This is a genomic window from Paraburkholderia sp. UCT31 (assembly GCF_014397655.1).
GTDB lineage: Bacteria > Pseudomonadota > Gammaproteobacteria > Burkholderiales > Burkholderiaceae > Paraburkholderia > Paraburkholderia tuberum.
The window spans coordinates 68,265-92,945 of sequence record NZ_VZQP01000031.1; the positions used below are offsets into that span (position 1 = coordinate 68,265).

At 63.8% G+C, this 24,681-nt stretch carries 19 protein-coding genes and 1 tRNA gene; 9 read left to right on the plus strand and 11 right to left on the minus strand.

Annotation, left to right across the window (positions count from 1 at the left end):
* Positions 1-84: 84 nt before the first annotated feature.
* From F6X40_RS24725 to F6X40_RS24740, 4 genes are all read right to left on the minus strand, one after another.
* Complete coding sequence (locus F6X40_RS24725) at positions 85-1,476, minus strand: hypothetical protein (RefSeq protein ID WP_184065400.1); 1,392 nt, start codon at positions 1,474-1,476, stop codon at positions 85-87.
* Between the two features lie 739 nt (positions 1,477-2,215).
* Positions 2,216-2,306 (minus strand) — tRNA-Ser (locus F6X40_RS24730).
* 203 nt (positions 2,307-2,509) lie between these two features.
* Positions 2,510-3,805, minus strand: a complete 1,296-nt coding sequence (gene serS / locus F6X40_RS24735) for a serine--tRNA ligase (protein WP_090803484.1) — start codon at positions 3,803-3,805, stop codon at positions 2,510-2,512.
* 64 nt (positions 3,806-3,869) lie between these two features.
* On the minus strand, positions 3,870-5,183 hold the full coding sequence (locus F6X40_RS24740; protein ID WP_187629581.1) for a replication-associated recombination protein A: 1,314 nt from the start codon (positions 5,181-5,183) through the stop codon (positions 3,870-3,872).
* Between the two features lie 212 nt (positions 5,184-5,395).
* Here F6X40_RS24740 and cytX point away from each other — a divergent pair, with 212 nt between their 5' ends.
* Positions 5,396-6,712, plus strand: coding sequence for a putative hydroxymethylpyrimidine transporter CytX (cytX, locus tag F6X40_RS24745; RefSeq protein ID WP_187629582.1), 1,317 nt, complete (start codon positions 5,396-5,398; stop codon positions 6,710-6,712).
* Between the two features lie 120 nt (positions 6,713-6,832).
* Here cytX and F6X40_RS24750 read toward each other — a convergent pair whose 3' ends face one another.
* Positions 6,833-7,021 (minus strand): hypothetical protein, encoded by a 189-nt coding sequence (locus tag F6X40_RS24750; protein ID WP_244144826.1) that lies wholly within the window; start codon positions 7,019-7,021, stop codon positions 6,833-6,835.
* A gap of 141 nt (positions 7,022-7,162) precedes the next feature.
* On the opposite strand from F6X40_RS24750, the gene F6X40_RS43575 reads away from it, so the two are divergent.
* On the plus strand, positions 7,163-7,432 hold the full coding sequence (locus F6X40_RS43575; protein WP_187629583.1) for a hypothetical protein: 270 nt from the start codon (positions 7,163-7,165) through the stop codon (positions 7,430-7,432).
* 358 nt (positions 7,433-7,790) lie between these two features.
* Here F6X40_RS43575 and lolA read toward each other — a convergent pair whose 3' ends face one another.
* Entirely contained in the window at positions 7,791-8,534 is a 744-nt protein-coding gene (gene lolA / locus F6X40_RS24760; RefSeq protein ID WP_187629584.1) for an outer membrane lipoprotein chaperone LolA, read from the minus strand.
* Positions 8,535-8,685: 151 nt separating this feature from the next.
* Positions 8,686-10,995 carry a DNA translocase FtsK gene (locus F6X40_RS24765; protein ID WP_184021169.1) on the minus strand — a complete coding sequence of 770 codons (2,310 nt, stop codon included), beginning with the start codon at positions 10,993-10,995 and terminating at the stop codon, positions 8,686-8,688.
* 398 nt (positions 10,996-11,393) lie between these two features.
* Here F6X40_RS24765 and trxB point away from each other — a divergent pair, with 398 nt between their 5' ends.
* From trxB to F6X40_RS24785, 4 genes are all read left to right on the plus strand, one after another.
* Positions 11,394-12,395: a thioredoxin-disulfide reductase gene (gene trxB / locus F6X40_RS24770; protein ID WP_187629585.1), complete on the plus strand. Its 1,002-nt coding sequence runs from the start codon at positions 11,394-11,396 to the stop codon at positions 12,393-12,395.
* 203 nt (positions 12,396-12,598) lie between these two features.
* Entirely contained in the window at positions 12,599-13,366 is a 768-nt protein-coding gene (locus F6X40_RS24775) for a Smr/MutS family protein (RefSeq protein ID WP_184059794.1), read from the plus strand.
* 114 nt (positions 13,367-13,480) lie between these two features.
* Complete coding sequence (locus tag F6X40_RS24780; RefSeq protein WP_187629586.1) at positions 13,481-14,140, plus strand: glutathione S-transferase family protein; 660 nt, start codon at positions 13,481-13,483, stop codon at positions 14,138-14,140.
* A gap of 130 nt (positions 14,141-14,270) precedes the next feature.
* A complete protein-coding gene (locus tag F6X40_RS24785) occupies positions 14,271-15,191 on the plus strand; it encodes a LysR family transcriptional regulator (RefSeq protein ID WP_184065383.1) in 921 nt (306 codons plus the stop codon).
* A gap of 84 nt (positions 15,192-15,275) precedes the next feature.
* On the opposite strand, the gene F6X40_RS24790 is transcribed toward F6X40_RS24785, so the two are convergent.
* The 4 genes from F6X40_RS24790 to F6X40_RS24805 all read right to left on the minus strand — a co-directional run bounded on the left by F6X40_RS24790 (position 15,276) and on the right by F6X40_RS24805 (position 19,735).
* Entirely contained in the window at positions 15,276-16,391 is a 1,116-nt protein-coding gene (locus F6X40_RS24790) for an ABC transporter ATP-binding protein (protein WP_187629587.1), read from the minus strand.
* A 93-nt stretch (positions 16,392-16,484) separates the two neighbouring features.
* A complete protein-coding gene (locus F6X40_RS24795) occupies positions 16,485-17,342 on the minus strand; it encodes a carbohydrate ABC transporter permease (RefSeq protein ID WP_167368627.1) in 858 nt (285 codons plus the stop codon).
* Complete coding sequence (locus tag F6X40_RS24800; RefSeq protein WP_184045605.1) at positions 17,332-18,270, minus strand: carbohydrate ABC transporter permease; 939 nt, start codon at positions 18,268-18,270, stop codon at positions 17,332-17,334. Before F6X40_RS24800 ends, F6X40_RS24795 begins: the two co-directional genes overlap by 11 nt.
* Before the next feature lie 217 nt (positions 18,271-18,487).
* Positions 18,488-19,735, minus strand: a complete 1,248-nt coding sequence (locus F6X40_RS24805) for an ABC transporter substrate-binding protein (RefSeq protein ID WP_184065374.1) — start codon at positions 19,733-19,735, stop codon at positions 18,488-18,490.
* Positions 19,736-20,333: 598 nt separating this feature from the next.
* Between F6X40_RS24805 and zwf the strand changes: the two genes are divergently transcribed.
* The 3 genes from zwf to F6X40_RS24820 all read left to right on the plus strand — a co-directional run bounded on the left by zwf (position 20,334) and on the right by F6X40_RS24820 (position 24,601).
* On the plus strand, positions 20,334-21,797 hold the full coding sequence (gene zwf, locus F6X40_RS24810; protein ID WP_187629588.1) for a glucose-6-phosphate dehydrogenase: 1,464 nt from the start codon (positions 20,334-20,336) through the stop codon (positions 21,795-21,797).
* A 193-nt stretch (positions 21,798-21,990) separates the two neighbouring features.
* Positions 21,991-22,707, plus strand: a complete 717-nt coding sequence (pgl, locus tag F6X40_RS24815; protein ID WP_090803460.1) for a 6-phosphogluconolactonase — start codon at positions 21,991-21,993, stop codon at positions 22,705-22,707.
* Complete coding sequence (locus F6X40_RS24820) at positions 22,685-24,601, plus strand: bifunctional transcriptional regulator/glucokinase (RefSeq protein WP_187629589.1); 1,917 nt, start codon at positions 22,685-22,687, stop codon at positions 24,599-24,601. Before pgl ends, F6X40_RS24820 begins: the two co-directional genes overlap by 23 nt.
* The last annotated feature ends 80 nt before the right edge of the window (positions 24,602-24,681 follow it).

The window sequence follows — 24,681 nt, forward strand, 5'->3', positions numbered from 1 at the left end:
TGTCAGGCCCGGCGACGTGCTGCCCTTGACACCGGGCAGCATCGACCACAGACGTGCGGGCCTGCTTACGTCAATATCCGCGGCTTAGTTGTCCGGATGGGCCGCCGTGAAGCTTTGGAACGCACTGTACGACGGATTCAACGGCGAGCCGTTCATCATGATGCCGAAGGTCTGGTCGCCGCTGTCGAGCACGTAATACATGACGGCCTGGATATTGTGCGTCTTGCGGTTCTGATAGAACTCGCCGAGCTTCGTCGTGATGTAGTTCCCACGATAGGTCTCGTTTTGCTCCGGTCCGGTGTTCCACTCGGTGATGATGAACGGCACGCCATACCGGGCCTTGCAATAGATCGGCAGATCGAAGCCAGGTTGGGCGCCGTCCGCACCGAGGGAGAACACATCGCCATACACCTCGTAGTTGTGCCACGTGGTGATGTCCCAGCGCACGGTCGGGTGACCGCCGCTGCCATCCGGCTGATTACCGTCCCACAGCGCGTCCGCCGCGCCGACATCGTTCACGCAGAAATTGATGCCGCACTTCGCGTTCGACTGAACCGCTTTCACGCCGTCGATCATCCCGCGCATCACGCCGCGCATCACCGGCCAGTTCGCGTTGTTGAAGTCCGCTGCCTTCGTGCCCGCAGCGTTGAAGTCGAGCACGGTGGCGTTCGTGCGCGTCAACTCGTTGCCGCATTCGTAAATGGTCACGCCATACGGTTTCAGTGCGTTCGCGACCGACTGCGCAACCGCGTAACCCTGGCTGTAAGCGGCATTCTCGCCAGCCAGCAGGTTGCCGTTGGAGTCGTAGACGCCCTGGTCGATCAGCGCGACCAACGTCATGCCCGCCGCCTGGAAAGCCTGTGCGAGCCCGATCGCCGCGTTCAGCTGGTTCGAACTGTTGGTGACGCCGACGCGATAGCTCGTGCAGCCCATGGCCTTCAGGATCGAGACGATCTGCTGGGGCGTGTACGTGTAGTCGAAGTGGCCGTTCATGCCATAGAACATGCCGGCCTGCGGTGTGATCGCGATGCGCGGATCGTTGCAATGCAGCCATAGGTTGGGGACGTCCGCAGTGACGTAGAACTCGCCCCCCGTGCCGCAATGCCAGATCTTGCCGCCGTAGAACAACACGAGCGACACGTTGTACGTGATGCCGAACGTCGCGCCGTTGCGATAAATGACGCCGTTGGAGAGCGTCCACGTCGCGCCGAACTGGTCGATGATGTACGGCGCGGAAGGCAGTGAGGTGCCATCGGGCGACATGTTCGGGACACTCGCCTTCGCGACCGGCGACGTATTGTCCGCGGTGCTGGAGGTAGCGGACGCACCCGAAGCTGCCGCGGCACCGGAAGCACCGGTCGCGGCGGCTGCCTTGCCAGTCGCGTTCGATGACCCACTGCCCCCACCACACGCGGTCAAAAGATAACTTGCGCTCAGGGCCGTCAGGCCCCCAATGAATTGACGTCGTTTTATCATCGCGGAGTAATTCCAAATGTCGGGAAAATTCCCGATAAAAAGACCAAAAGGTGGATTCGCTGTGATTCGACGGACAATGAATAAGGATTCGATGCAAATGAATTTGCAGGCCTTAAAGACTATTGTCCCGAAGTGCTTTGAACGCACGTCTGTGTTGTCCGATTGAACCGAGGCGCGCGAAGGTGCTCCTCGCGGTGGTTCAGATTGACAGGGCTGGGTGCGCGTTGGTTCGCAAACGTTTGCGGTGCAAACGTTTTACTGATCAATTGCCGAAGCTTTCACTTTCAGGAAAATTCTTCCTGTAAAAGCTTCTGACGGCGTAAATCGTACCCTGAACGAATGACCGAGCCCAACCAAAAATCGTATTTATTTGTAAAAAAGGGCAGATCTTGCGGAGATCTGTGGGGTCGGCGAAGATTCGCACTTTCAGAAGTCGATCGGGGGGCGGGTCGCCCGCAAATTTTCTCACTTCGACCCCTTATAGCGTGCAACAGCCACGCCCCGAATATGTCCCGTATATGAATTAGGGGACAGTGCAGCACAGATGACTTAAGATATTTGTATGGAAATGAGATGAAAAAGACCACGAGCAACGAATAGCTTATGTAAAAAATTGAAACAAAGGATTTCGCCAAAATAGAAATGATGCTTGAATAATTTCGAATTGCCTTGGCAAAGCCATTCGAGAACTCAAAGCAAAAACCCCTTGATCTCGGTGAAATCAAGGGGTTTCAGAATTTGGCGGAAAGGGTGGGATTCGAACCCACGGTACGGGGAAACCGTACGCCTGATTTCGAGTCAGGTACATTCGACCACTCTGCCACCTTTCCGGGTATTCCAACTCGCTACTGCATCGTCGGATCCAAGCGGGCCGTTGCTTGGGAGAAAAAGATTATAGAACAGCTCGAATCAGTTTTCCAAGCCCCCTCGTCCAGAAAATTTCTAAAAAATTTTCGCGGGACCCTCGATGCCGTTCGCGGCATCCATCGTCAGACACGCGACGACACCGCGCCTGCGCGCGCATCGGCGACGCTCAGGCCGCCGGCACTTGCAGCCGCTCGACGCCGCCGAGGTAAGGCCGCAGTGCCGTGGGCACCGTCACCGAGCCATCGGCGTTCTGGAAGTTCTCGAGCACCGCGACGAGCGTGCGGCCCACCGCGAGACCCGAGCCGTTGAGCGTATGCACGAGCTCCGGCTTGCCCTGCGCGTTGCGGAAGCGTGCCTGCATGCGTCGCGCCTGGAACGACTCGGTATTCGAGCAACTCGAAATCTCACGATAGGTGTTCTGCGCGGGCAGCCACACTTCCAGGTCGTAGGTCTTCGCTGCGGAAAAGCCCATGTCGCCGGTGCACAGCGTGATCACGCGATACGGCAGTTCGAGCTTTTGCAGAATCGCCTCCGCATGGCCGACCATCTGCTCGAGCGCGTCGTACGATGCGCCTGGCGCTACGACCTGCACCATCTCGACCTTGTCGAACTGATGCTGGCGGATCATGCCGCGCGTGTCGCGGCCATACGAGCCGGCTTCCGAGCGGAAGCACGGCGAGTGCGCGGTCAGCCTGATCGGCAGCGCGTCCGCTTCGACGATGCTCTCACGCACCGTGTTCGTCAGCGAAATTTCCGAGGTCGAGATCAGGTACTGCGTGACCGTGTGTTCACCGCCGCCCTTTTCGACGCGGAACATATCGTCCGCGAACTTCGGCAGCTGGCCCGTGCCGTACAGGATGTCGGGATTGACGATGTACGGCGTGTAGATCTCGGTATAGCCGTGCTGCTGCGTGTGCGTGTCGATCATGAACTGCGCGAGCGCGCGATGCAGCCGCGCAATCTGGCCGCGCAGCATCGTGAAGCGCGCGCCCGACAGCTTCGCGCCGGTCTCGAAGTCGAGGCCGAGCGGCGTGCCGACGTCAACGTGATCCTTGACCTCGAAGTCGAACTGGCGCGGCGTGCCCCAGCGGCGCACTTCGACGTTGCCGGCTTCGTCGTTGCCGACCGGCACGCTTTCGTGCGCAAGATTCGGCACGTCGAGCAGCAGATCGGACAGACGCTTCTGGATGTCTTCGAGCTTGACCGCCGACGCCTTCATCTCGTCGCCGATGCCGCCGACTTCGGCCATCACCGCCGACGTGTCTTCGCCGCGTCCTTTCATCGCGCCGATCTGCTTCGACAGGCTGTTGCGGCGCGCCTGCAGTTCTTCGGTACGGGTCTGGGTATCGCGGCGTTCCGCTTCGAGCGCGGTGAAGGCCGCGACGTCGAGGGTATAGCCGCGGTCGGCGAGGCGCTTTGCGACGCCGTCGAGGTCTTTGCGCAGCAACTGGATGTCGAGCATGGGATGGGACGGATGTTCGTTGTATGAAAACGCGATTTTAACGCACCGGCAAAGGTGAAACGCCTCAAGCCTTCTTCGGCTTGTTCTCGGCGCGCCACCGCGCATCGAGCTCGCCAAGGCGCGCGAGCTTCTCGCCGATCTTGCCTTCGAGACCACGCGGTGTCGGCTCGTACCAATGCGGTTCGCGCATGCCGTCGGGCAGATAGGTTTCGCCGGCCGCGTACGCATCGGGTTCGTCGTGCGCGTAGCGATAGTCGTGGCCGTAGCCGAGTTCCTTCATCAGCTTCGTCGGCGCGTTGCGCAGATGCACCGGCACCGCGCGCGACTGGTCCTTGCCGACGAAGCGCCGCGCCTCGTTGTACGCGTTGTACCCGGCATTCGATTTCGGCGCGACCGCCAGATAGATGATCGCCTGCGCAAGCGCGAGCTCACCTTCGGGCGAACCGAGACGCTCGTAGGTTTCGGCGGCGTCGAGCGTGATGCGCGCAGCGCGCGGGTCCGCGAGGCCGATGTCTTCCCACGCCATGCGCACGATGCGACGCGCGAGATAGCGCGGGTCCGCGCCGCCGTCGAGCATGCGGCAGAACCAGTACAGCGCGCCGTCCGGGTTGCTGCCGCGCACGGATTTATGCAGCGCGCTGATCTGGTCGTAGAAGGCGTCGCCGCCCTTGTCGAAGCGGCGCAGATTCTCCGCGAGCGCGCTGCCCAATAACGCGCCGTCGATTTCGGTGGTCTTCTGCCGGGCGGCCGCGCGCGCGACGATCTCGAGGTTGTTCAGCAGCTTGCGGCCGTCGCCGTCGGCGGATCCGATCAGCGCGGCGCGCGCTTCGTCGGTGAACGTGAGGCCGCCGAGTTCCTTCCGCGCGCGCTCGAGCAACTCGCCCTGTTCGTCGTCGGTCAGGCTCTTCAGCACGTAGACGGCGGCGCGCGACAGCAACGCGCTATTGACCTCGAACGACGGATTCTCGGTCGTCGCGCCGACGAACACGAACAGGCCCGACTCGACGTGCGGCAAGAACGCGTCTTGCTGGCTCTTGTTGAAGCGATGCACTTCGTCGACGAACACCAGCGTCTGATGGCCGTTCGCGCGATGGATCTGCGCGGTTTCGACCGCCTCGCGGATATCCTTCACGCCCGACAGCACCGCCGACAACGCGATGAACTGCGCGTGAAACGCATCGGCCATCAGCCGCGCGAGCGTGGTCTTGCCGACGCCCGGCGGGCCCCACAGGATCATCGAATGGGCCTCGCCCGATTCGAACGCGACCCTGAGCGGCTTGTTCGGACCGAGCAGATGCGACTGGCCGATCACTTCGTCGATATTGCGTGGCCGCAGGCGTTCGGCGAGCGGAACATTGGCACGGGTTTCTTCAAACATGACGTTTTGGGGATAATCTCGGCTTTCCGGGGCACGCACCGCTTCGGAGCAGCGCCTCGCGGGACAAGCGCAAAGCCCGCGTCCGGCCGGAAACACAGGCACGAACGCGGGCAACGTCCTGCATTATGACAGTGACGGCGGCCAAGCGATGGCCGACCCGGGGCGCCGGCAACGCAAAGAATCACAGCACCACCAACAGGAACGAACATCAGATGGCTCAAGATTCCGTCGCCGGCGACGCCGGCTCCACCTACGCGCCGCTCACGGCGGTGCCCGACGCGCGCCGCGCGTTTCGCACCGGCGACGCGTTCGCGCTGTGGTTCTCGCTCGGCATCGGCCTGCTCGTCGCCCAGGCGGGCGCGCTGCTGGTGCCGGGGCTGTCGCTGCCGCATGCGCTCGTCGCGATCGTGCTCGGCAGCGTGATCGGCGTCGTGCTGCTCGCGCTCGTGGGCGTGATCGGCACCGACACCGGGCTCGCGGCGATGTCGTCGCTGCGTCCGACGCTCGGCGTGCGCGGCGCGTCGGTGCCGGCCGTGCTGAACATGGTGCAACTGGTCGGCTGGGGCTCGTTCGAGGTGATCGTGATGCGCGATTCTGCCGATGCGCTCGCGAAACAGGCGTTCGGCCTGTCGATGCCGCTCGTGTGGACCGTGATCTTCGGCGTGCTCGCGACGCTGCTCGCGATCAGCGGCCCGCTGTCGTTCGTGCGGCGCTTTCTGCGCAAGTGGGGGATCTGGCTGCTGCTCGCGGGCGCCGCGTGGCTCACGTGGAACCTGCTCGCGCGCCACAATCTCGCGGACCTGATGCGTCGTCCCGGCACCGGCGAGATGTCGTTCGGCGGCGCGGTCGACCTCGTGGTCGCGATGCCGCTGTCATGGCTGCCGCTGATCGCCGACTACACGCGCTTCAGCCGCCGCGCCGGCGAGACGTTCCGCGGCACGCTATACGGCTATGGCATCGCGAACATCTGGTTCTATGCGCTCGGCGCGGTCTACGGGCTCGCGGCCGGCGGCGGCGATGCATTGCTGACCGGCGCGCTCGCGCAAGCGGGCGGCGGGTTTGCGCTGCTGCTGATTCTGATCGACGAAATCGACAATGCGTTCGCCGACATCCACTCGGCCGCGGTATCGACCGGCACGTTCTGGACACGCGCGAGCGTGCCGTTGCTGTCGGCCGCGTTCGGTGCGCTGTGCACGCTGATCGCGCTGCTCGTGCCGATGGCGAAGTACCAGAACTTCCTGCTGCTGATCGGCTCGGTATTCGCGCCGCTGTTCGGCGTCGTGCTGATGGATCACTTCATCGTGCGCAAGCGTCGCGTCGACGCCGCGGTGCTCGCCGATGTGCGCGGCCGCTACGGCTTCTCGGGCGGCTGGCACCTGAGCGCGTTCGTCGCTTGGGCGATCGGCATCGCCTCGTACCAGGTGATCAATCAATGGCTACCGAATGTCGGCGCGACGCTGCCGTCGCTTGCGATCGGCGCGGTGTGCTATTACGCGTTCGTATCGGCGCGCAAGACCGCGTATGCGTGAGCGCGTCACCCTCAGCGCGTTGTATTAGACGCAGCTGTCACAAAATAAAAAAGACCTGCAATCCAAATGCAGGTCTTTTTTTGTGACCGTCGAACGGCCAATCACAGGGCGCGCCGCGGGCTATTTTTTCGCCGCTTTGCGCCGACGCGATTCGGCCTTGCGACACAGATCCGTGAGCAGCCAACGGGCGACGGTCTCCGGCCGATTCGGCGCGTACGAGGCGAATTTGCTCTCGTTCGCGAAATGGACGACGACGGTGCCCGTCATGACGCGATAAGTTCCGGCGTAGTTTACGCCGTCCAGTTCCACGCTTAGCGCGTGGGTGGTTTCATATTCCGCGAAAGTCAAAATAAATGCGATATCTCGAAACGAGACATTATCGCTACGATTTTTCGGAAGTCAAAAAAATATGCAATTGGTTGCATATTAAATTATCACCGGCGGTAATTCTTGCGTTTCCCGTCCGAAAACCCAAATAACGGGCTGCCGGATACGTTAGATAACCTGACTGCCTTACTGCCGCTCAAGCGGAACCGCCGGCGTATCGGCGAAACGCTCAAGCGCGCGATTGCCTTCCCGATGGGCTTCGGCCTCATCGATAAAGGTTTTTTCACTATATGCAACGACCTTGAAACCACTTCCGGCCGCGCGCGGAACCGTTATTCCCCAATGCCACCCGCCCTCCTGCTGGAACACATGGAGGGATGGGGACAAGCGTGAATCGTGTGAAGAAGACAATCTCATGACATGCCTCACCTTTCCAGACATCTGAAGCGACAACCCAGATTCGATCAGTTTAGGCGTTATTTTGTTGCGTTGCAGCAAAAAATTGTTAGAGATTGCGTACCCAATCCCGGAAAATGATCGGACGCGCCAACTCCAGCCCATGAGCAATGCCGCTCTTTCCAGTCTCGCACTAAATCATTACGTCTGCCGGTACGACGATTTAATGTTCGTCGCGGCGCCGGGCGCGCATCCCTAAGCAATCCACGCGCCGCGCGAAATAAAAAGCCGCGCTCGACAAGCGCGGCTTCGCGGGCGTTTGCAAAGGCGCCAGTGTCGGCGCCTACCGCGCGGTTTATCCGTTGATCACATCCGCGCCCTTCGGCACCGTGAACTTGAATGCATCGGGCGGCAGTTGCGGATTTTTCTGGATGTTCGAGAACGTGAGCAGCGTCACGTTACCGAACACGTCGTGCAATTCCATCGCTTCGAGATTGCCGTCCTTGAAACCGATGCCGACGCGCTCGAACTGCGTGTCCTTCGCCTTCGGCGTCAGTTCGAGCCAGTCGATGCCGGCCTTCACGCCCGCGTCGCGCAGCGAGAAGTTCTTGTCCAGATCGTTGCTGCCGAACAGGATCGCCGCCGGGCTTGCGCCGAGCGCGTTGCCGAGCGGGCGCACCGTCACCTGGTTCAGATCCTTGTCGTAGACGTAGAACTTGTCGCCGTCCGCCTGCAGCAATTGCGAGTAGGGCTTCTCGTATTGCCAGATGAACTTGCCGGGCCGCGCGAACATGAACGTGCCGCTCGACGTGGTCGGCTTGGCCGGGTTCGCGGTGGACAGCGCGCCGCTCGCGCCCTGCGCCTTGCTCGGCGCGCGCACTTCCTGCTGCACGAAGGTGCCGCGCGCCGAACGGACCTGCGCGATGAATGCCTTCAGTTGCTCGGTGCCGCTCGCGAACGCGTGCGAGGCGACGAACAGCGACGCACCGATCGCGACACTGCCCACGGCGCGCGAGATCTTGCGCATGCCGCGGGACACGCGCTCGCCGAGGCGGCCCGCTCGACGCTGTCGGGCATCCTGCTGCGCGATTGCTTGCATAGGTTTTTCTCCCTTGAATGAATTCGGTGATGGGCTGCGCCGGCTCGATGCACTCGCTGAACACACAGTGACTGGCCCGGCGTCGAGCCGCAATGGCGCACCCGACGGTGCACGCGGCGTCGCTCGCGATGGCCGCCATGGCTCGTTACGGCTATTCCGCCTCGCGCGCCGGCGCCAGGATCTCGCGATTGCCGTTCGACGACATCGCCGACACCACGCCCGAATTCTCCATCTGTTCGAGTAGACGCGCCGCCCGGTTGTAGCCGATGCGCAGATGCCGCTGCACGAGTGAAATCGACGCGCGGCGATTCTTCAGCACGACGTCGACCGCCTGATCGTATAACGGGTCCGACTCGCCTTCGGTGGACGCGGTTCCCGCCGAGCCTTCGTCGCCCTCGCCGCTCACGCCGCCTTCGAGAATGCCCTCGATATAGTTCGGCTCGCCCTGCTCCTTGAGCTTGTCGACGACGCGATGCACTTCATCATCCGACACGAACGCGCCGTGCACGCGCACCGGCAAACCGCTGCCTGGCGGCAGATAGAGCATGTCGCCCATGCCGAGCAGCGACTCGGCGCCCTGCTGGTCGAGAATCGTGCGCGAGTCGATCTTCGACGACACCTGGAACGCCATACGGGTCGGCACGTTGGCCTTGATCAGGCCGGTGATCACGTCGACCGACGGACGCTGCGTAGCGAGAATCAGATGGATGCCGGCCGCGCGCGCCTTCTGCGCGATCCGCGCGATCAGCTCTTCGACCTTCTTGCCGACGACCATCATCAGGTCGGCCAGTTCGTCGATGACGATCACGATGTTCGGCAAACGCGTCAGCGGTTCCGGATCGTCCGGCGTCAGGCTGAACGGATTCGGCAGCTTCTCTTCGCGCTTGGCCGCTTCGTCGATCTTGTTGTTGTAGCCGGCGAGGTTACGCACGCCGACCTTGCTCATCAGCTTGTAGCGGCGCTCCATTTCGGCGACCGCCCAGTTCAGCGCGTGGCCCGCCTGGCGCATGTCGGTGACGACCGGACACAGCAGGTGCGGAATGCCTTCGTAGACGCTCATTTCGAGCATCTTCGGATCGATCAGGATCATGCGCACCTGCTCGGCGCTCGCCTTGTACAGCAGCGACAGGATCATCGCGTTGATACCCACGGACTTGCCCGAACCAGTCGTGCCGGCGACGAGCAAATGCGGCATCTTCGCGAGATCCGCGCACACGGGCTTGCCGCCGATGTCCTTGCCGAGACCCATTGTGAGCGGCGACGCGGCATCCGCATACACGGCCGAGCCGAGAATTTCGGACAGGCTCACGGTCTGACGGCGCTGGTTCGGCAGCTCCAACGCCATGTAGTTCTTGCCCGGAATCGTTTCGACGACGCGAATCGACACGAGGGACAGCGAGCGCGCGAGATCCTTCGCGAGATTAACGATCTGACTGCCCTTCACGCCCGTGGCCGGCTCGATTTCATAGCGCGTGACGACGGGCCCCGGATACGCGGCGACCACGCTCACGTCGACACCGAAGTCCTTCAGCTTCTTCTCGATCAGGCGCGACGTGAATTCGAGCGTGTCCGCGGAAATGGTTTCCTGCGCGGCTGGCGCGGGGTCGAGCAGCGCGATGGGCGGCAGCGTGGAGTCGCCGGGCAGATCGGTAAAGAGCGGCACCTGGCGTTCCTTCTCGACACGCTCCGACTTCGCCGGCGTGGCGAGCGGCGGCACGATCACTACGGGCTCGTGCTCCTCGATGCGCACGCGGCCCTTCTCGACCTTGCCTTCGCGCTTCACGGCGGCCGCTTCGCCGAGCTTGCGATCGAGCCCGGCCTCGCGGCGCAGCTTCGCGAACGTCACCGCGGAAATGATCGATTCGCCGACCTTCTCCGCGACCGACAGCCACGAAAAACGGAAGTACAGCGACAGCCCGATCCCGAGACCGAGCAGCAGCGCGAGCGTGCCACCGGTGAAGCCGAGCGCATGCGAGATGCCGCGCGCGACAGCCTCGCCGATCACGCCGCCAGGCGCGCGCGGCAACTGCACCTTCAGCGACCACATGCGCAGCGCCTCGAGGCCGTTGCACGACAGCAGCACGAGCATGAACGCGAACGCGTCCGCGAGCCAGCTGACGCCGCGCGGCGCGTCGTCGTCCTGCGGCTCTTCGTTGCGGGTGATGCGCTTGTAGTTCGCGGAGATGTGGCGGCCGAGCAGCACGATCCACCAGTAGGCGGACAGGCCGAACAGCAGCAGCAGGATGTCGGAAGTCCACGCGCCGACGCGGCCCGCCCAGTTCGAGATATGGTCGACCTGCGCGGCATGGGTCCAGCTCGGGTCGTGCCTGCTGTAGCTGACGAGCGACATCAGCAGGAACACGCCGAGGGCCACCTGCAGAATCCAGCGGATTTCGGTGAAGAGGCGCGACATGCGGTGCGGCAATGCCTGCGCGCTCGCGGTATAGGGAGCTTTTGCCATTGATCCTGTTGCCTGGGGTAGCCGGTTCAGGCTGAAACTGCCGCCGGGAACGCGGCCCGAGCCTCGCCGCGCACGGCTTCGGGCCCGATCCCGGCTACCGGAAACTTCGATCCGGGCTATTGTAAACGCTGTGTCCCGCGCGAGGCTGTAAATGACGGTAACCTGGCTGTTTGACCACAGACCACAGACGCATGCGCGAGGCGCGCTGAATTCGCCGTATCGCGCCGCGGGCTCGCCCCGAGCGCCCACGCCGCCACGCTATCGCGGCGATCAGAAAGCTTGATGGCGCAGCGGCACGCCCCGCCCTTTATAATGCCCGACTGATACCCATCTACAGTTTCAGCTCAAAAACGCACGGCTACGCAGCGGCGAGCCGCGCGCCGTACAAGGATTCGATCATGCCCGCAACTGCAACGAAACACGCCAAGGTTCTGATTCTCGGTTCCGGTCCCGCCGGCTACACGGCGGCGGTTTACGCGGCGCGCGCCAACCTCGCGCCGGTGCTCGTCACCGGCATCGCGCAAGGCGGCCAGCTGATGACCACGACCGACGTCGAAAACTGGCCCGCCGACGCCAACGGCGTGCAAGGCCCGGAACTGATGGCGCGCTTCCTCGAGCACGCCGAGCGCTTCAATACCGAGATCATCTTCGACCACATCCACACGGCGAAGCTCGATGAGAGGCCGATTCGCCTGATCGGCGATTCGGGCGAATACACGTGCGATTCGCTGATCATCTCGACGGGTGCATCGGCGCAGTATCTCGGCCTGCCGTCGGAAGAGGCGTTCATGGGCAAGGGCGTGTCGGCCTGCGCGACCTGCGACGGCTTCTTCTACAAGCAGCAGCACGTCGCCGTGATCGGCGGCGGCAATACGGCCGTCGAAGAGGCGCTGTACCTCGCCGGCATCGCGAAGAAGGTGACCGTGATCCATCGCCGCGACAAGTTCCGCGCCGAGCCGATCCTGATCGACCGTCTGCTCGCGAAGGAGAAGGAAGGCGTCGTCGAGATCAAGTGGAACCATGTGCTCGAAGAAGTAACCGGCGACAACTCCGGCGTGACCGGCCTGCGCATCAAGCACACGCAGAGTGGCGAGACCACTGACATCGCGCTGCAGGGCCTGTTCGTCGCGATCGGCCACAAGCCGAACACGGACATCTTCGAAGGCCAGCTCGAGATGAAGAACGGCTACATCATCACGAAGGGCGGCCTGAACGGTTTCGCGACCGCGACCAGCGTGCCGGGCGTGTTCGCCGCGGGCGACGTGCAGGACCACATCTATCGCCAGGCGATCACCAGCGCGGGCACCGGCTGTATGGCCGCGCTCGACGCGCAGCGCTATCTCGAGACCATCAACGAGATGGCCGGCGAGCACGCGATGAGCGCGGAAGCGGACCGCTGATCCGCAGCGCGCTACCTTATGGCGAGACGAAGTCCCGACAAACGGGCGCGACAGTAAAATGACGGTGGCGCAGCGCTGCTGTCATTGGCTCACGAAGGCCGCGGCTGAAATGCCGGCGGCCTTTGTCGTTTTTGCCGCTTTGTCAATGTGCGTCGAGCGCGTTGGCAGCACCACCGACCGACCTTTCCGCCTGTATTGCCGACATGCCGAAGAATCAGCCCCATCCGAACGAACCGAAACGCCCGCAAGCGGCCACGCGTCCCGCGCCCGCAACGGCTGCGCCCGCCGTCGCCCCGAAGCTCGATCGCGCATCGGGGCTCGCCGGACTCGGTGCGTTGCGTGAAGCGTTGAAGGGCGAAGCCGAGCGGCGCGAGCGCGAACAGGCGGCGACGCGAGCGGCGCAGCGCGAAGCGGCCGCCGACGCCGATCTGTTCCGCCGCGAGATCGGCGAAGTCGCGCCGCTCGCGATTCCGCCGCGCGCGACGCTCACGCGCAATCCCCCGCCGCCGCTGCCGGTGCAGACGCTGCTCGACGAGGAGGCGGTGCTGCACGAAGCGATCTCCGACGAATTCGACCCCGAAGTGCTGCTCGAAACCGACGAAACACTGTCGTATTGCCGCCCCGGCTTGAGCCGCGACGTAGTGCGCAAGCTGCGGCGCGGCGACTGGATCGTGCAGGCGCAGATCGACCTGCACGGCATGCGGCGCGAAGAGGCACGCGAGGCGCTCGCGGAATTCATTCGCGAATCGGCCAAACGCGGCCTGCGCTGCCTGCGCGTGATTCACGGCAAGGGCCTGGGGTCGATCGGCAAGGAGCCGGTGCTGAAGGGCAAGGTGCGCGCCTGGCTCGTGCAGAAATCCGAAGTGATCGCGTTCTGTCAGGCGCGCCCGCATGACGGCGGCGCCGGTGCGGTGGTCGTGCTGTTGCAGCCGGGGTCGTTGCCGCCGCATGGGGCGAGCGCGAAGGTCTGAGGTCGATTTTTTCGGCCGTCGTTCGTCGTGGGGTAAACGGCCAGCCTGGCCGTCGCGCGGTGGCTCTCGTCGTCACCGCGTACTCGTGCTGTGCAACCGTCAAAGGTGATCGCGATGCCCCTGCTGCTTTATGCCCATCCGTTCTCGTCCTACTGCCAGAAGGCCCTCACCGCGCTGTACGAAAACGGTACGCCGTTCGAGATGCGCGTGCTCGCGCATGACGACCCGAAGGTCATGGCCGAATTGGCCGCGCTGTGGCCGATCAGGCGCTTCCCGGTGCTCGTCGACGGCGGGCGCACGGTGGTCGAGGCGAGCATCATCATCGAATATCTGGGCCTGCATTATCCGGGGCCTGTGACGCTGTTGCCCGCCGATCCGCGCGCCGCGCTCGAGGTGCGCACGATGGACCGCTTCTTCGACAACTACATTTCGACTCCACAGCAAAAAGTCGTGTTCGATAGCCTGCGTCCCGAAGCCGAGCGCGACCGGCGTGGCGTCGCCGATGCGCGCGCGCTGCTCGACACTTCGTACGCATGGCTCGACCGTCACATGGCCGAGCGCGAATGGGCCGCCGGCGACAGCTTCAGCCTCGCCGACTGCGGCGCCGCCCCGTTCCTGTTCTACGCCGACTGGACGCACCCGATCGACCCCGCGTTCGCGCACGTGCGCGCGTACCGGCAGCGGCTGCTCGCGCGGCCCTCGTTCGCACGCGCGGTCGACGAGGCGCGGCCCTACCGGCCGCTATTTCCGCTGGGCGCGCCGGAGCGGGATTGAGCCACGAGCGGCGGTGGCGGTTGCGCGCGAACGAGGCGCGGCAGACAACCCGTTTTGCTGGCTGTAGACTTCCTGTCGTGTCGCAAACCTGTCCCGCCCTTCTTCTGGCTCACCACCCACAAGGCACACCATGGACCGTTTCGAAGCGATGGAGATCTTCACGCGCGTGGTCGAAGCGAACAGCTTCACCAAGGTTTCGGAATCGCTCGATCTGCCGCGCGCGAAGGTCAGCCGCACGATCCAGGCGCTCGAGGAACACGTCGGCGTGCGGCTCCTGAACCGCTCGACGCGCCAGGTCAGCGTGACCGAAGACGGCGCATCGTTCTACGAGCGCTGCGTGCGCATTCTCGCCGACGTCGCCGATGCCGAGTCGTCGCTGTCGAGCAAGCGCGAGAATCCGGCCGGGACGATCCGCGTCGACACCTCCGGCACGCTCGCGCGCTCGCTGCTGCTGCCCGCGCTCGACGACTTCTACGCCCAATACCCCGCGATCGACGTGCGCCTCGGTCTCGCGGACCGCAACATCGATCTGATCCAGGACGCCGTCGATTGCGTCATCCGCATGGGCACGCCCGAAGAATCGAGCCTCGTTGCGAAGCGCATCGGGCTTGCGCGCATCGTCACGTGCGCATCGCCCGCGTATCTGCGGAAGTTCGGCACGCCGACCACACTGGCGGAGCTCGGCGAGCATCGCGCGGTCAACTACGTGTCAGCGCGCAGCGGCAGGACCTTCCCGTTCGAATACGAAGTTGACGGCGAAATCGAGCGCGTCGCGATGGATAGCACGCTCGCCGTCAACGACGGCTCGGTGTACATCACGGCGGCTGTGTTGGGCCACGGCATCATCCAGCCGTCGCGCTTCATGGTCGCCGAGCTGATCGAGCAAGGCGCGCTCACGGAGATTCTCGGCAACTACACGAGCCCCGGTACACCGCTGTCGATTCTGTATGCGCATCGCCGCAATCTGAGTTCGCGGCTGCGCGCGTTTATCGACTGGGTCAGCGAGCTCGCGCGCAACAATCCGGACTTGCGTTTGCCCGAGGCGGCGTAACGGCTGCAAAAGAACAGAAGCCCCATGCGCAATTCAACGCATGGGGCTTTTCTGTAGCGACGGATTCAGCGCTTAGGCGACGACTTACGCAATCCGCTCTTCATTCGCCGGATCGAACAACACCGCCTTCGACGTATCGAACAGCAGCGTCGCATTGTTCTCCGGTTGCGGGTTCGACGCCGGGTGCACGCGGCTCACCACGCGCTTGCCGTTGATCTGCGCGAACACCAGCGTGTCCGGACCGGTCGGCTCGATCACGTCGACCTTCACTTCGACCGGCTGCAGCTTCGAGTCGTCGCCGTGCGCGCCGCGCGCATCGGTGATGCGTTCCGGACGCAGGCCGAGAATCACGTTGTTGCCGACGTGCGAGCGCACCTTCGCCGAATCGAACGGCAGCACCAGCACCTTGCGCGCGACGCCCGTATCGACTTCGATGCCGACGCCCGAGCCCTGCTCGACCAGCTTGCCTTCGATGAAGTTCATCGGCGGTGCGCCGATGAAGCCCGCGACGAACAGGTTCGACGGCGAGTCGTAGATTTCCTGCGGCGCGCCGAACTGCTGAACGATGCCGTCCTTCATCACCGCGATGCGGTCGCCGAGCGTCATCGCTTCGATCTGGTCGTGCGTCACGTAGACGATCGTCGTGCCGAGGCGTTGATGCAGCAGCTTGATTTCCGAGCGCATCTCGATGCGCAGCTTCGCGTCGAGGTTCGACAGCGGCTCGTCGAACAGGAACATCACCGGATCGCGCGCGAGCGCGCGGCCCATCGCGACGCGCTGACGCTGGCCGCCCGACAGCTGACCCGGCTTGCGATCGAGCAGATGCTTGATCTGCAGCGTGTTCGACACACGCTCGACAATCTGCGTCTGCTGCTGCTTCGGCACCTTGCGGATGTTCAGGCCGAACGAGATGTTGTCGCGCACCGTCATCGACGGATAGAGCGCGTACGACTGGAACACCATCGCGATGTCGCGATCTTTCGGCGACAGGTTGTTGACCGTCTTGCCGTCGATCTGGATCTCGCCCTTGGTCACGGTTTCGAGACCGGCAATCATGTTGAGCAGCGTCGACTTACCGCAGCCTGAGCCGCCGACCAGAATCAGGAACTGGCCGTCTTCGATGTCGATGTTGACACCCTTCAGAACCGGCACCCCGTTCGGGTAGGTCTTGTACACGTCACGGATGGAAAGGCTTGCCATGCTGTGAATCCTCTAGTCTCTGGTACTGCTTGAAAACGTCTTGTCAGGCGACGACGGCACGCGTTCGGTGAAACGCCGTCGCTCCAGGGTGATTTAGCCCTTCACCGCGCCCGCGGTCAGGCCGCGCACGAAGTAACGTCCGGCGATGATATAGACGAGCAGCGTGGGCAGCGCCGCGATGATCGCGCCGGCCATGTCCACGTTGTATTCCTTCACGCCGGTCGAGGTGTTGACGAGGTTGTTCAGCGCCACGGTGATCGGCATCGAATCGACGCCGGAGAACACGATACCGAACAGGAAGTCGTTCCAGATCTGCGTGAATTGCCAGATCAGGCACACCATGAAGATCGGCAGCGACACCGGCAGCAGGATCTTCGTGAAGATCGTGAAGAAACCCGCACCGTCGATTCGCGCGGCCTTCACGAGTTCAGCCGGCACGCTCACGTAGAAGTTGCGGAAGAACATCGTCGTGAACGCGATACCGTAGATCACGTGCACGAGCACGAGGCCGCTCACCGTGTTCGCCAGCCCGAGGATGCCTTCGAGGCGCGCCATCGGCAGCAGGATCGCCTGGAACGGAATGAAGCAGCCGACCAGCAGCATCGTGAAGATCGGATCGGCGCCGCGGAACCGCCAGTGCGTGAGCACGTAGCCGTTGAACGCGCCGATGATCGACGAGATCAGCACGGCCGGAATCACCATGCGCACCGAGTTCATGAAGAACGGCTGCATGCCGTCGCAACGAACCCCCGTACACGCGCCGCTCCACGCCTTGAGCCACGGCGCGAAGCTCCAGCTCGTCGGCGGCGTCAGCAGGTTGCCGGTGCGCAGCTGGTCGATGTCCTTGAACGACGTCGACAGCATCACGTACAGCGGGAACAGGAAGTACAGCGCGAACAGAACCAGGGCCGCGTAAATGACGGCACGGCTAATCGTCATCTTAGGCTGCATTGCGGGTGCTCCTCGATTCCAGATACATCAGCGGCACGAGCACGGCCACTACGGTAGCGAGCATCATGATCGACGATGCCGCGCCGACGCCGAGCTGCCCACGGTTGAACGAAAACGTGTACATGAAAATGGCCGGCAGCGACGTCGACGTGCCCGGACCGCCGGCGGTCAGCGCGACGACCAGGTCGAACGTCTTGATGGTGATGTGACAAAGGATCAGCAGCACGGAGAAGAACACCGGCCGCATGCTCGGTATCACAATCTTGCGGTAGATGGTCGGCAGGTTCGCGCCGTCCATCTGCGCGGCCTTGAAGATCTCGCTGTCGACGCCGCGCAAGCCGGCGAGGAACAGCGCCATCACGAAGCCGGTGGACTGCCAGACCGCCGCGATCACGATACAGAAGATCGCCCTGTCCGGGTCGCCGAGCCAGTTGAACGAGAAGCTCGTCCAGCCCCAGTCGTGAAACACCTTCTCGATGCCGATGCTCGGCGTCAGAATCCATTGCCACGCGGTGCCGGTCACGATGAACGACAGCGCCATCGGATACAGGAACACGGCGCGCAGCGCGCCTTCGTTGCGGATCTGCTGATCGAGCAGGATCGCGAGCAACAGACCCAGACCGATGCAGATACCGATGAACGGAATGCCGAACCAGCCGAGGTTCGCGGCCGAAGTCCAGAACACGTCGTTCTGGAACAGTTCGCGATAGCGGTCGAGACCCGCGAACTCCCAACGAGGCATCAGCCGCGAAGTAGACAGCGACAGATAGCCGGTGATTGCGATAAAGCCATACACGAAGATCAGGCTGATCACGACGCTGGGTGCGAGCACCAGCTTCGGAATATAGCGATCGGCAAGGGCCGCCATGGGCGACGTGCGGCGGGTGACGGTGGCCGTTTTCCCGTTCCCGCTGATGGAAGCAGTCACTACTCGACTCCTGCTGAAACTGTACCGTCGGGCTGCCCGTGCACGCATGGCGCGGGACCGCGACAGTCTGGGTGTGACTCCATGAAACCAGGGTGAGCCGGGTGGCGCCGGACTGCGCTGCGAACGAAAGCAGCTCGAGGTCCGACTCGACACGGCCCGAAGGGCGCGCCCGGTGCTTCGGATGCAAGCCGCCGGGCGCAACACTTCGTACTTACGCTTACTTGGTCTTCGCTGCCTTCGCGAGAGCCTGAACCGCGGTCTTCGAATCTTCCTGCGAGTTCATGAACTTCGTTACGACGTCGGAGATCGCGCCTGCCGCGGCATCCGGCTGAGCCATGCCGTGAGCGAGCGACGGCACATAACCGCCGGCCTTGATCGCAATCTGCTCATCCGCGTACGACTTCTTCGCGCAGTCGTCGAACTTGTCCATCGGCACGCCGAGACGCACCGGGATCGAGCCCTTGTACAGGCTGAACTGCTCCTGGAACGCCGGCGACATGATCGTCTTCGCGAGCGCGAGCTGGCCCGGCGTCGCGGCCTTCTGGCCCTTCTGCTGGAAGAACACGAACGAGTCGACGTTGAACGTATAAGCCTTGTCGGTGTTCGGCACCACCGCGCAGATGTAGTCCGTGCCCGACTTCTTGCCAGCGTTGGTGAACTCACCCTTCGCCCAGTCGCCCATGAACTGCATGCCGGCCTTGCCGTTGATGACCATGGCCGTGGCGAGGTTCCAGTCACGGCCCGTACGGCCCGCGTCGAAGTAGCCCTGGATCTTGCGGACCGTGTCGAACACCTGAACCATCTTTTCCGAGGTCAGCGTCTTCTCGTCGAGGTCGACGAGCGCCTTCTTGTAGAAGTCCGCGCCTTCCGACAGCACGACGTCTTCCCACAGCGTCAGGTCTTGCCACGGCTGGCCGCCCATTGCGATCGGCTGAATGCCCGCGGCCTTCATCTTGTCGGCCACCGCGAAGAACTCAGGCCACGTGGTCGGCACCTTGCCGCCGGCCTTGTCCAGCGCTGCCTTGTTGATGTACAGCCAGTTCACGCGGTGCACCGAGAAGGGAGCGGCGACGTAGTGGCCGTCCGCGCGAATGATCTTGTCGATTTCCGGCGGCAGGTTCTTCTTCCAGTCGCCCGCGACCGAGTCGATTGGCACCAGCACGCCCTGCGAAGCCCACTCCTGGATCAGCGGACCCTTGATCTGCGCGGCGCTCGGTGCGTTGCCCGAGATCACCTGCGTCTTCAGTGCCGTCATGGCAGCCGCGCCAGCGCCGCCCGCGACCGCGAAGTCCTTCCACGTGTAGCCCTGCTTCGTCATGTCGTCCTTGAGGACGCCGACGGCCTTGGATTCGCCGCCCGAAGTCCACCAGTGCAGCACTTCGATCGACTCGGCGGCCTGCACGGCCGACACGCCACACATCAGACCCGCAGCGCACAGAGCGCCCATGATCGCGCGAAATTTCATTGCTTATCTCCTCCAGACACCTGAACAAAAAAACGAATGGCCCCTGATGTCGCCAGGGTGCTGTGGTTGGTTCAAACAGGCAAAACACTGGCGATCGAGCACGGTCGGGCGCATGCGCGAGGGCATGTGCCGGCGGACCGATGTCCGGCCGCTGGACGCTCAAGAGGTGAGTGGTTCGGGGTGCAACTGACTGTCTCCTCTTTTGATTTTTGCCTGCCCGCATCGCGCTGCAGACTCGAGGTACCTCATACGCCAACTCGACGCCAGCCTGACGTCGGCTGCGGGCAACGACCCGCAAGCCCGTCGACTCCCCGGCTTTCCGTAAGGTCCGCCGGCACCCTGCTGGCGCGTACCGGAAGGCGTTGTCCCATTGTCCGTTAGCGTGCCGGGGACGCCCGCCGATTCGCAAAAAGCGTGCATTCCGTCAGTACAGCGCACGCTTTTTTCATCGAATTAACGCTACCTCTTGATTTGGATTGTAGTTAAACTACAATTCAGTGTCAAAAAATATTTTATCGGACTACGGTCGCTCTTCCGGGGCGCTGCGCGTGCAGTGTCCGATCAGCGCGGCGGCCCTTCAGGACATCGACGGAGACTCATGCATACCGACTCAAGCTTCACCTTCGTTCTCTTCGGCGGAACCGGCGATCTGTCGATGCGCAAGATCCTGCCCGCGCTGTTCGAGGCGCACCGCGCGGGCGGCATGCTCGCCGACAGCGGCAAGATCGTCGCGCTCGCGCGGCACGTCGAGGATCGCGGCGAGTATCTGCAGTGGGTCGACGGGCACGTCAAGCCGCATGTGTCGAAGAACGGCCTCGACGAAGCCGCGTGGACGAGCTTCCTCGCGCGCATCGAGTTCGTGAAGATCGATCTCGGCAATCCGGATGACTTCGAGCAACTGCGCGACGCGATCCAGGAGATGCCCGGCATCCGCGTGTTCTATCTGGCGACGGGTCCGTCGCTGTTCGTGCCGATCTGCCATGCGCTCGCCGCGGTGGGCCTGAACCACAACGCGCGCATCGTGCTCGAGAAGCCGCTCGGCTACGACCTGAAGTCGTCGAACGCAATTAATGATGCGGTCGGCGAAATCTTCGCGGAAGAACAGATCTACCGGATCGACCATTACCTCGGCAAGGAGCCGGTGCAGAACCTGCTCGCGCTGCGCTTCGGCAATGCGCTGTTCGAGCCGCTGTGGCGCCGCGAGTGGGTCGAAAGCATCCAGATCACGATCGCCGAGGAACTCGGCGTCGAAGCGCGCGGCGATTTCTACGACAATACCGGCGCGCTGCGCGACATGGTGCAGAACCACCTGTTGCAGTTGCTGTCGATCGTCGCGATGGAGCCGCCCCACTCGATGGATTCCGACTCGGTGCGCGACGAAAAGCTGCGCGTGCTGCGCGCGCTCAAACCGGTCAAGCCGCAGGAAATCGGCAAGGTCGCGGTGCGCGGCCAGTATCATTCGGGCGTGATCCGTGGCAACACGGTCCCGGCCTACGCGACCGAGCACGGCGTGAAGCCCGATAGCTCGACCGAGACCTTCGTCGCGCTGAAGGTCGAGATCGAGAACTGGCGCTGGGCCGGCGTGCCGTTTTTCCTGCGCACGGGCAAGCGGCTCGCCGATCGCGTCGCCGAGATCGTCGTGAATTTCCGTGCGGTGCCGCATTCGGCGCTTGGCGCGTCGGCGCTGCGCGCGGGCGCGAACCGCCTCGTGATCCGTCTGCAGCCGAACGAAACGATTCGTCTGTACTGTCTCGCGAAGCAGCCCGGCGAGGGTATGAACCTCGCGAGCGTATACCTCGATCTCGCGTTCGACCGGTTCTTCCGCGAAGGCCAGATGGAGGCCTATCAGCGGCTGCTGCTCGACGTGATCAACGGGCGCCTCGCGCTGTTCGTGCGGCGCGACGAACAGGAAGCCGCATGGCGCTGGGTCGAACCCATCCTGAACGAATGGAAGGCCTCGACCAAGCCGCCCAAGCCGTACGCGGCGGGCACGTGGGGACCGGCCGCGGCGAGCGCGATGCTCGCCCAGCACGGCACCTGCTGGCTCGAGGAAGAGAATTGAGTTTGATGAATTGATGGACGGCGCCGCGCGCGATGAACACCTCGGCGCGCGGCGCCGGCAACACCACCGACGAACTGAACGGAGTCGCGCCGGTATCGCGTCATGCGTTTGCAGGCCATCCGCCTTGCAGGCATCGTGCGAGAGCAGTCAGGCTGATTCCGCAGACCTAACAAGAAAGCAGCACGGAGGAGAAGTGATCGAGCTTCACGCTTTCGACGACCAGCGCGCCCAATCCGACGCGCTGGCGAAAGCGGTGGGCGACGCGTTACATGCGTCGCTTGCCGCACAGGCGGCCGGCACCGGCACGTCAACCCCGCTCGCGCGCCCGGCCATGCTGGCGGTGTCCGGCGGCAGCAGCCCGCGTCCGTTCCTGCAAACGTTGTCGACGCAGACGTTCGACTGGCCCCGCATCGCGATCACGCTGGTCGACGACCGCTGGGTGCCGGAGACCGATAGCGCGAGCAACGCGCAGCTCGCGCGCGCCACGTTGCTGCAGAACGCGGCGCAACACGCGACCTTCTGGCCGCTCGTCGACACCACCCAGGATCTGCATTCGCACGTCGCCGCGCTGAACGCGGACGCGCGCTTTGCCACGGCGCCCGACGTCGCGGTGCTGGGCATGGGCGAAGACGGCCACACCGCGTCGATCTTCGCCGATGCGCCCGAATGGGATCACGCGATCAACACGACCGAGCGTTTCGTCGCCGTGCATCCGGGCGCGGCGCCGCACGCGCGCGTGAGCTGGTCGCTGTCCGCGCTGAAGGACGTGAAGCATCTGTTTCTGCTGATCGCAGGGCCGCGCAAGATGGACGTGCTCAACGCCGCGTCCGCCGCGCTACAAAAAAATGCCATCTCGCAGCTGGCAAACGACAAGGGAGTGAGACTCGATGTCTACTGGTGTGCAAACTAAAGCTGTGCCGGGCGCGGTCCAGCACGCCGATGGACCGAGGCTCCTGGCCGACATCGGCGGTACCAATGCGCGTTTCGCGCTCGAGACGGGCCCCGGCGAAATCGGCTCGGTGCAGATCTATCCTTGCACCGACTACCCGAGTGTCGCCGACGTCATCAAGAAGTATCTGAAGGACACGAAGATCGGCCGCGTCAATCACGCGGCGATCGCGATTGCGAACCCGGTCGACGGCGACCAGGTCAGCATGACCAATCACGACTGGACCTTTTCGATCGAAGCGACGCGCCGCGCGCTCGGCTTCGACACGCTGCTCGTCGTCAACGACTTCACCGCGCTCGCGATGGCGCTGCCCGGCCTCACCGATGCTCAGCGCGTGCAGGTGGGCGGTGGCCAGCGCCGGCCGAACAGCGTGATCGGCCTGCTCGGCCCCGGCACCGGCATGGGCGTGTCGGGCCTGATTCCCGCCGACGACCGCTGGATCGCGCTCGGCAGCGAAGGCGGTCACGCCACCTTCGCGCCCGCCGACGAGCGTGAAGATATCGTGCTGCAGTACGCGCGCAAGAAGTGGTCACACGTGTCGTTCGAACGCGTGGCCGCGGGGCCCGGCATCGAGGTGATCTATCGCGCGCTCGCGGGCCGCGACAAGAAGCGCGTGCCGGCCAGCGTCAATACCGCCGATGTGGTCAAGCGCGCGCTCGAAGGCGAGCCGCTCGCGGCCGAATCGGTCGACGTGTTCTGCGGCATTCTCGGCACCTTCGCCGGCAATATCGCGGTGACGCTCGGCGCGCTCGGCGGCATCTATATCGGCGGCGGGGTCGTGCCACGCCTCGGCGAGTTCTTCGCGCGTTCGTCGTTTCGCCAGCGCTTCGAGGCGAAGGGCCGCTTCGAGGCGTATCTGCAGAACGTGCCGACCTATGTGATTACCGCCGAATACCCGGCGTTCCTCGGCGTATCGGCGATTCTGGCGGAGCAGCTGTCGAACCGCGCGGGCGGCAGCTCGTCGGCGGTGTTCGAGCGGATTCGCCAGATGCGCGAAGCGCTGACGCCGGCCGAGCGCCGCGTCGCCGAACTCGCGCTGAACCACCCGCGTTCGATCATCAACGATCCGATCGTCGACATCGCGCGCAAGGCCGACGTCAGTCAGCCGACCGTGATCCGCTTCTGCCGCTCGCTCGGCTGCCAGGGGCTGTCGGACTTCAAGCTCAAGCTCGCGACCGGTTTGACCGGCACGATTCCGGTCAGCCACAGCCAGGTGCATCTCGGCGACACCGCGACCGACTTCGGCGCGAAGGTGCTCGACAACACCGTGTCCGCGATTCTGCAATTGCGCGAGCATCTGAACTTCGAGCACGTGGAACGCGCCATCGACCTGCTGAACGGCGCGCGGCGCATCGAGTTCTACGGACTCGGCAATTCGAACATCGTCGCGCAGGACGCGCACTACAAGTTCTTCCGCTTCGGCATTCCGACGATCGCGTACGGTGACCTGTACATGCAGGCGGCCTCGGCCGCGCTGCTCGGCAAGGGCGACGTGATCGTCGCGGTGTCGAAGTCGGGGCGCGCGCCCGAGCTGCTGCGCGTGCTCGACGTCGCGATGCAGGCCGGCGCGCAGGTGATCGCGATCACGTCGAGCAACACCCCGCTCGCGAAGCGTGCGACGGTCGCGCTGGAAACCGATCACATCGAGATTCGCGAGTCGCAACTGTCGATGATCTCGCGCATCCTGCACCTCGTGATGATCGACATTCTCGCGGTCGGTGTGGCGATTCGGCGCGCGGTGCCGAGCGACGACGTCGCCGAGACGGTCGAAAAAGCGCGCGAAGGCGCCGACGACGACGCGACGGCCGTGCTCGACTGGCTCAGTCACGGCGTTGCTTCGTCGCCGCGCGACTGAGCCTCCGTTAACGGCTGTCCCGATCCGCTCGCGGTGAACGAATCCGCGGCGTGTGCATCGTCTTCGATGCGCCCGCCGCG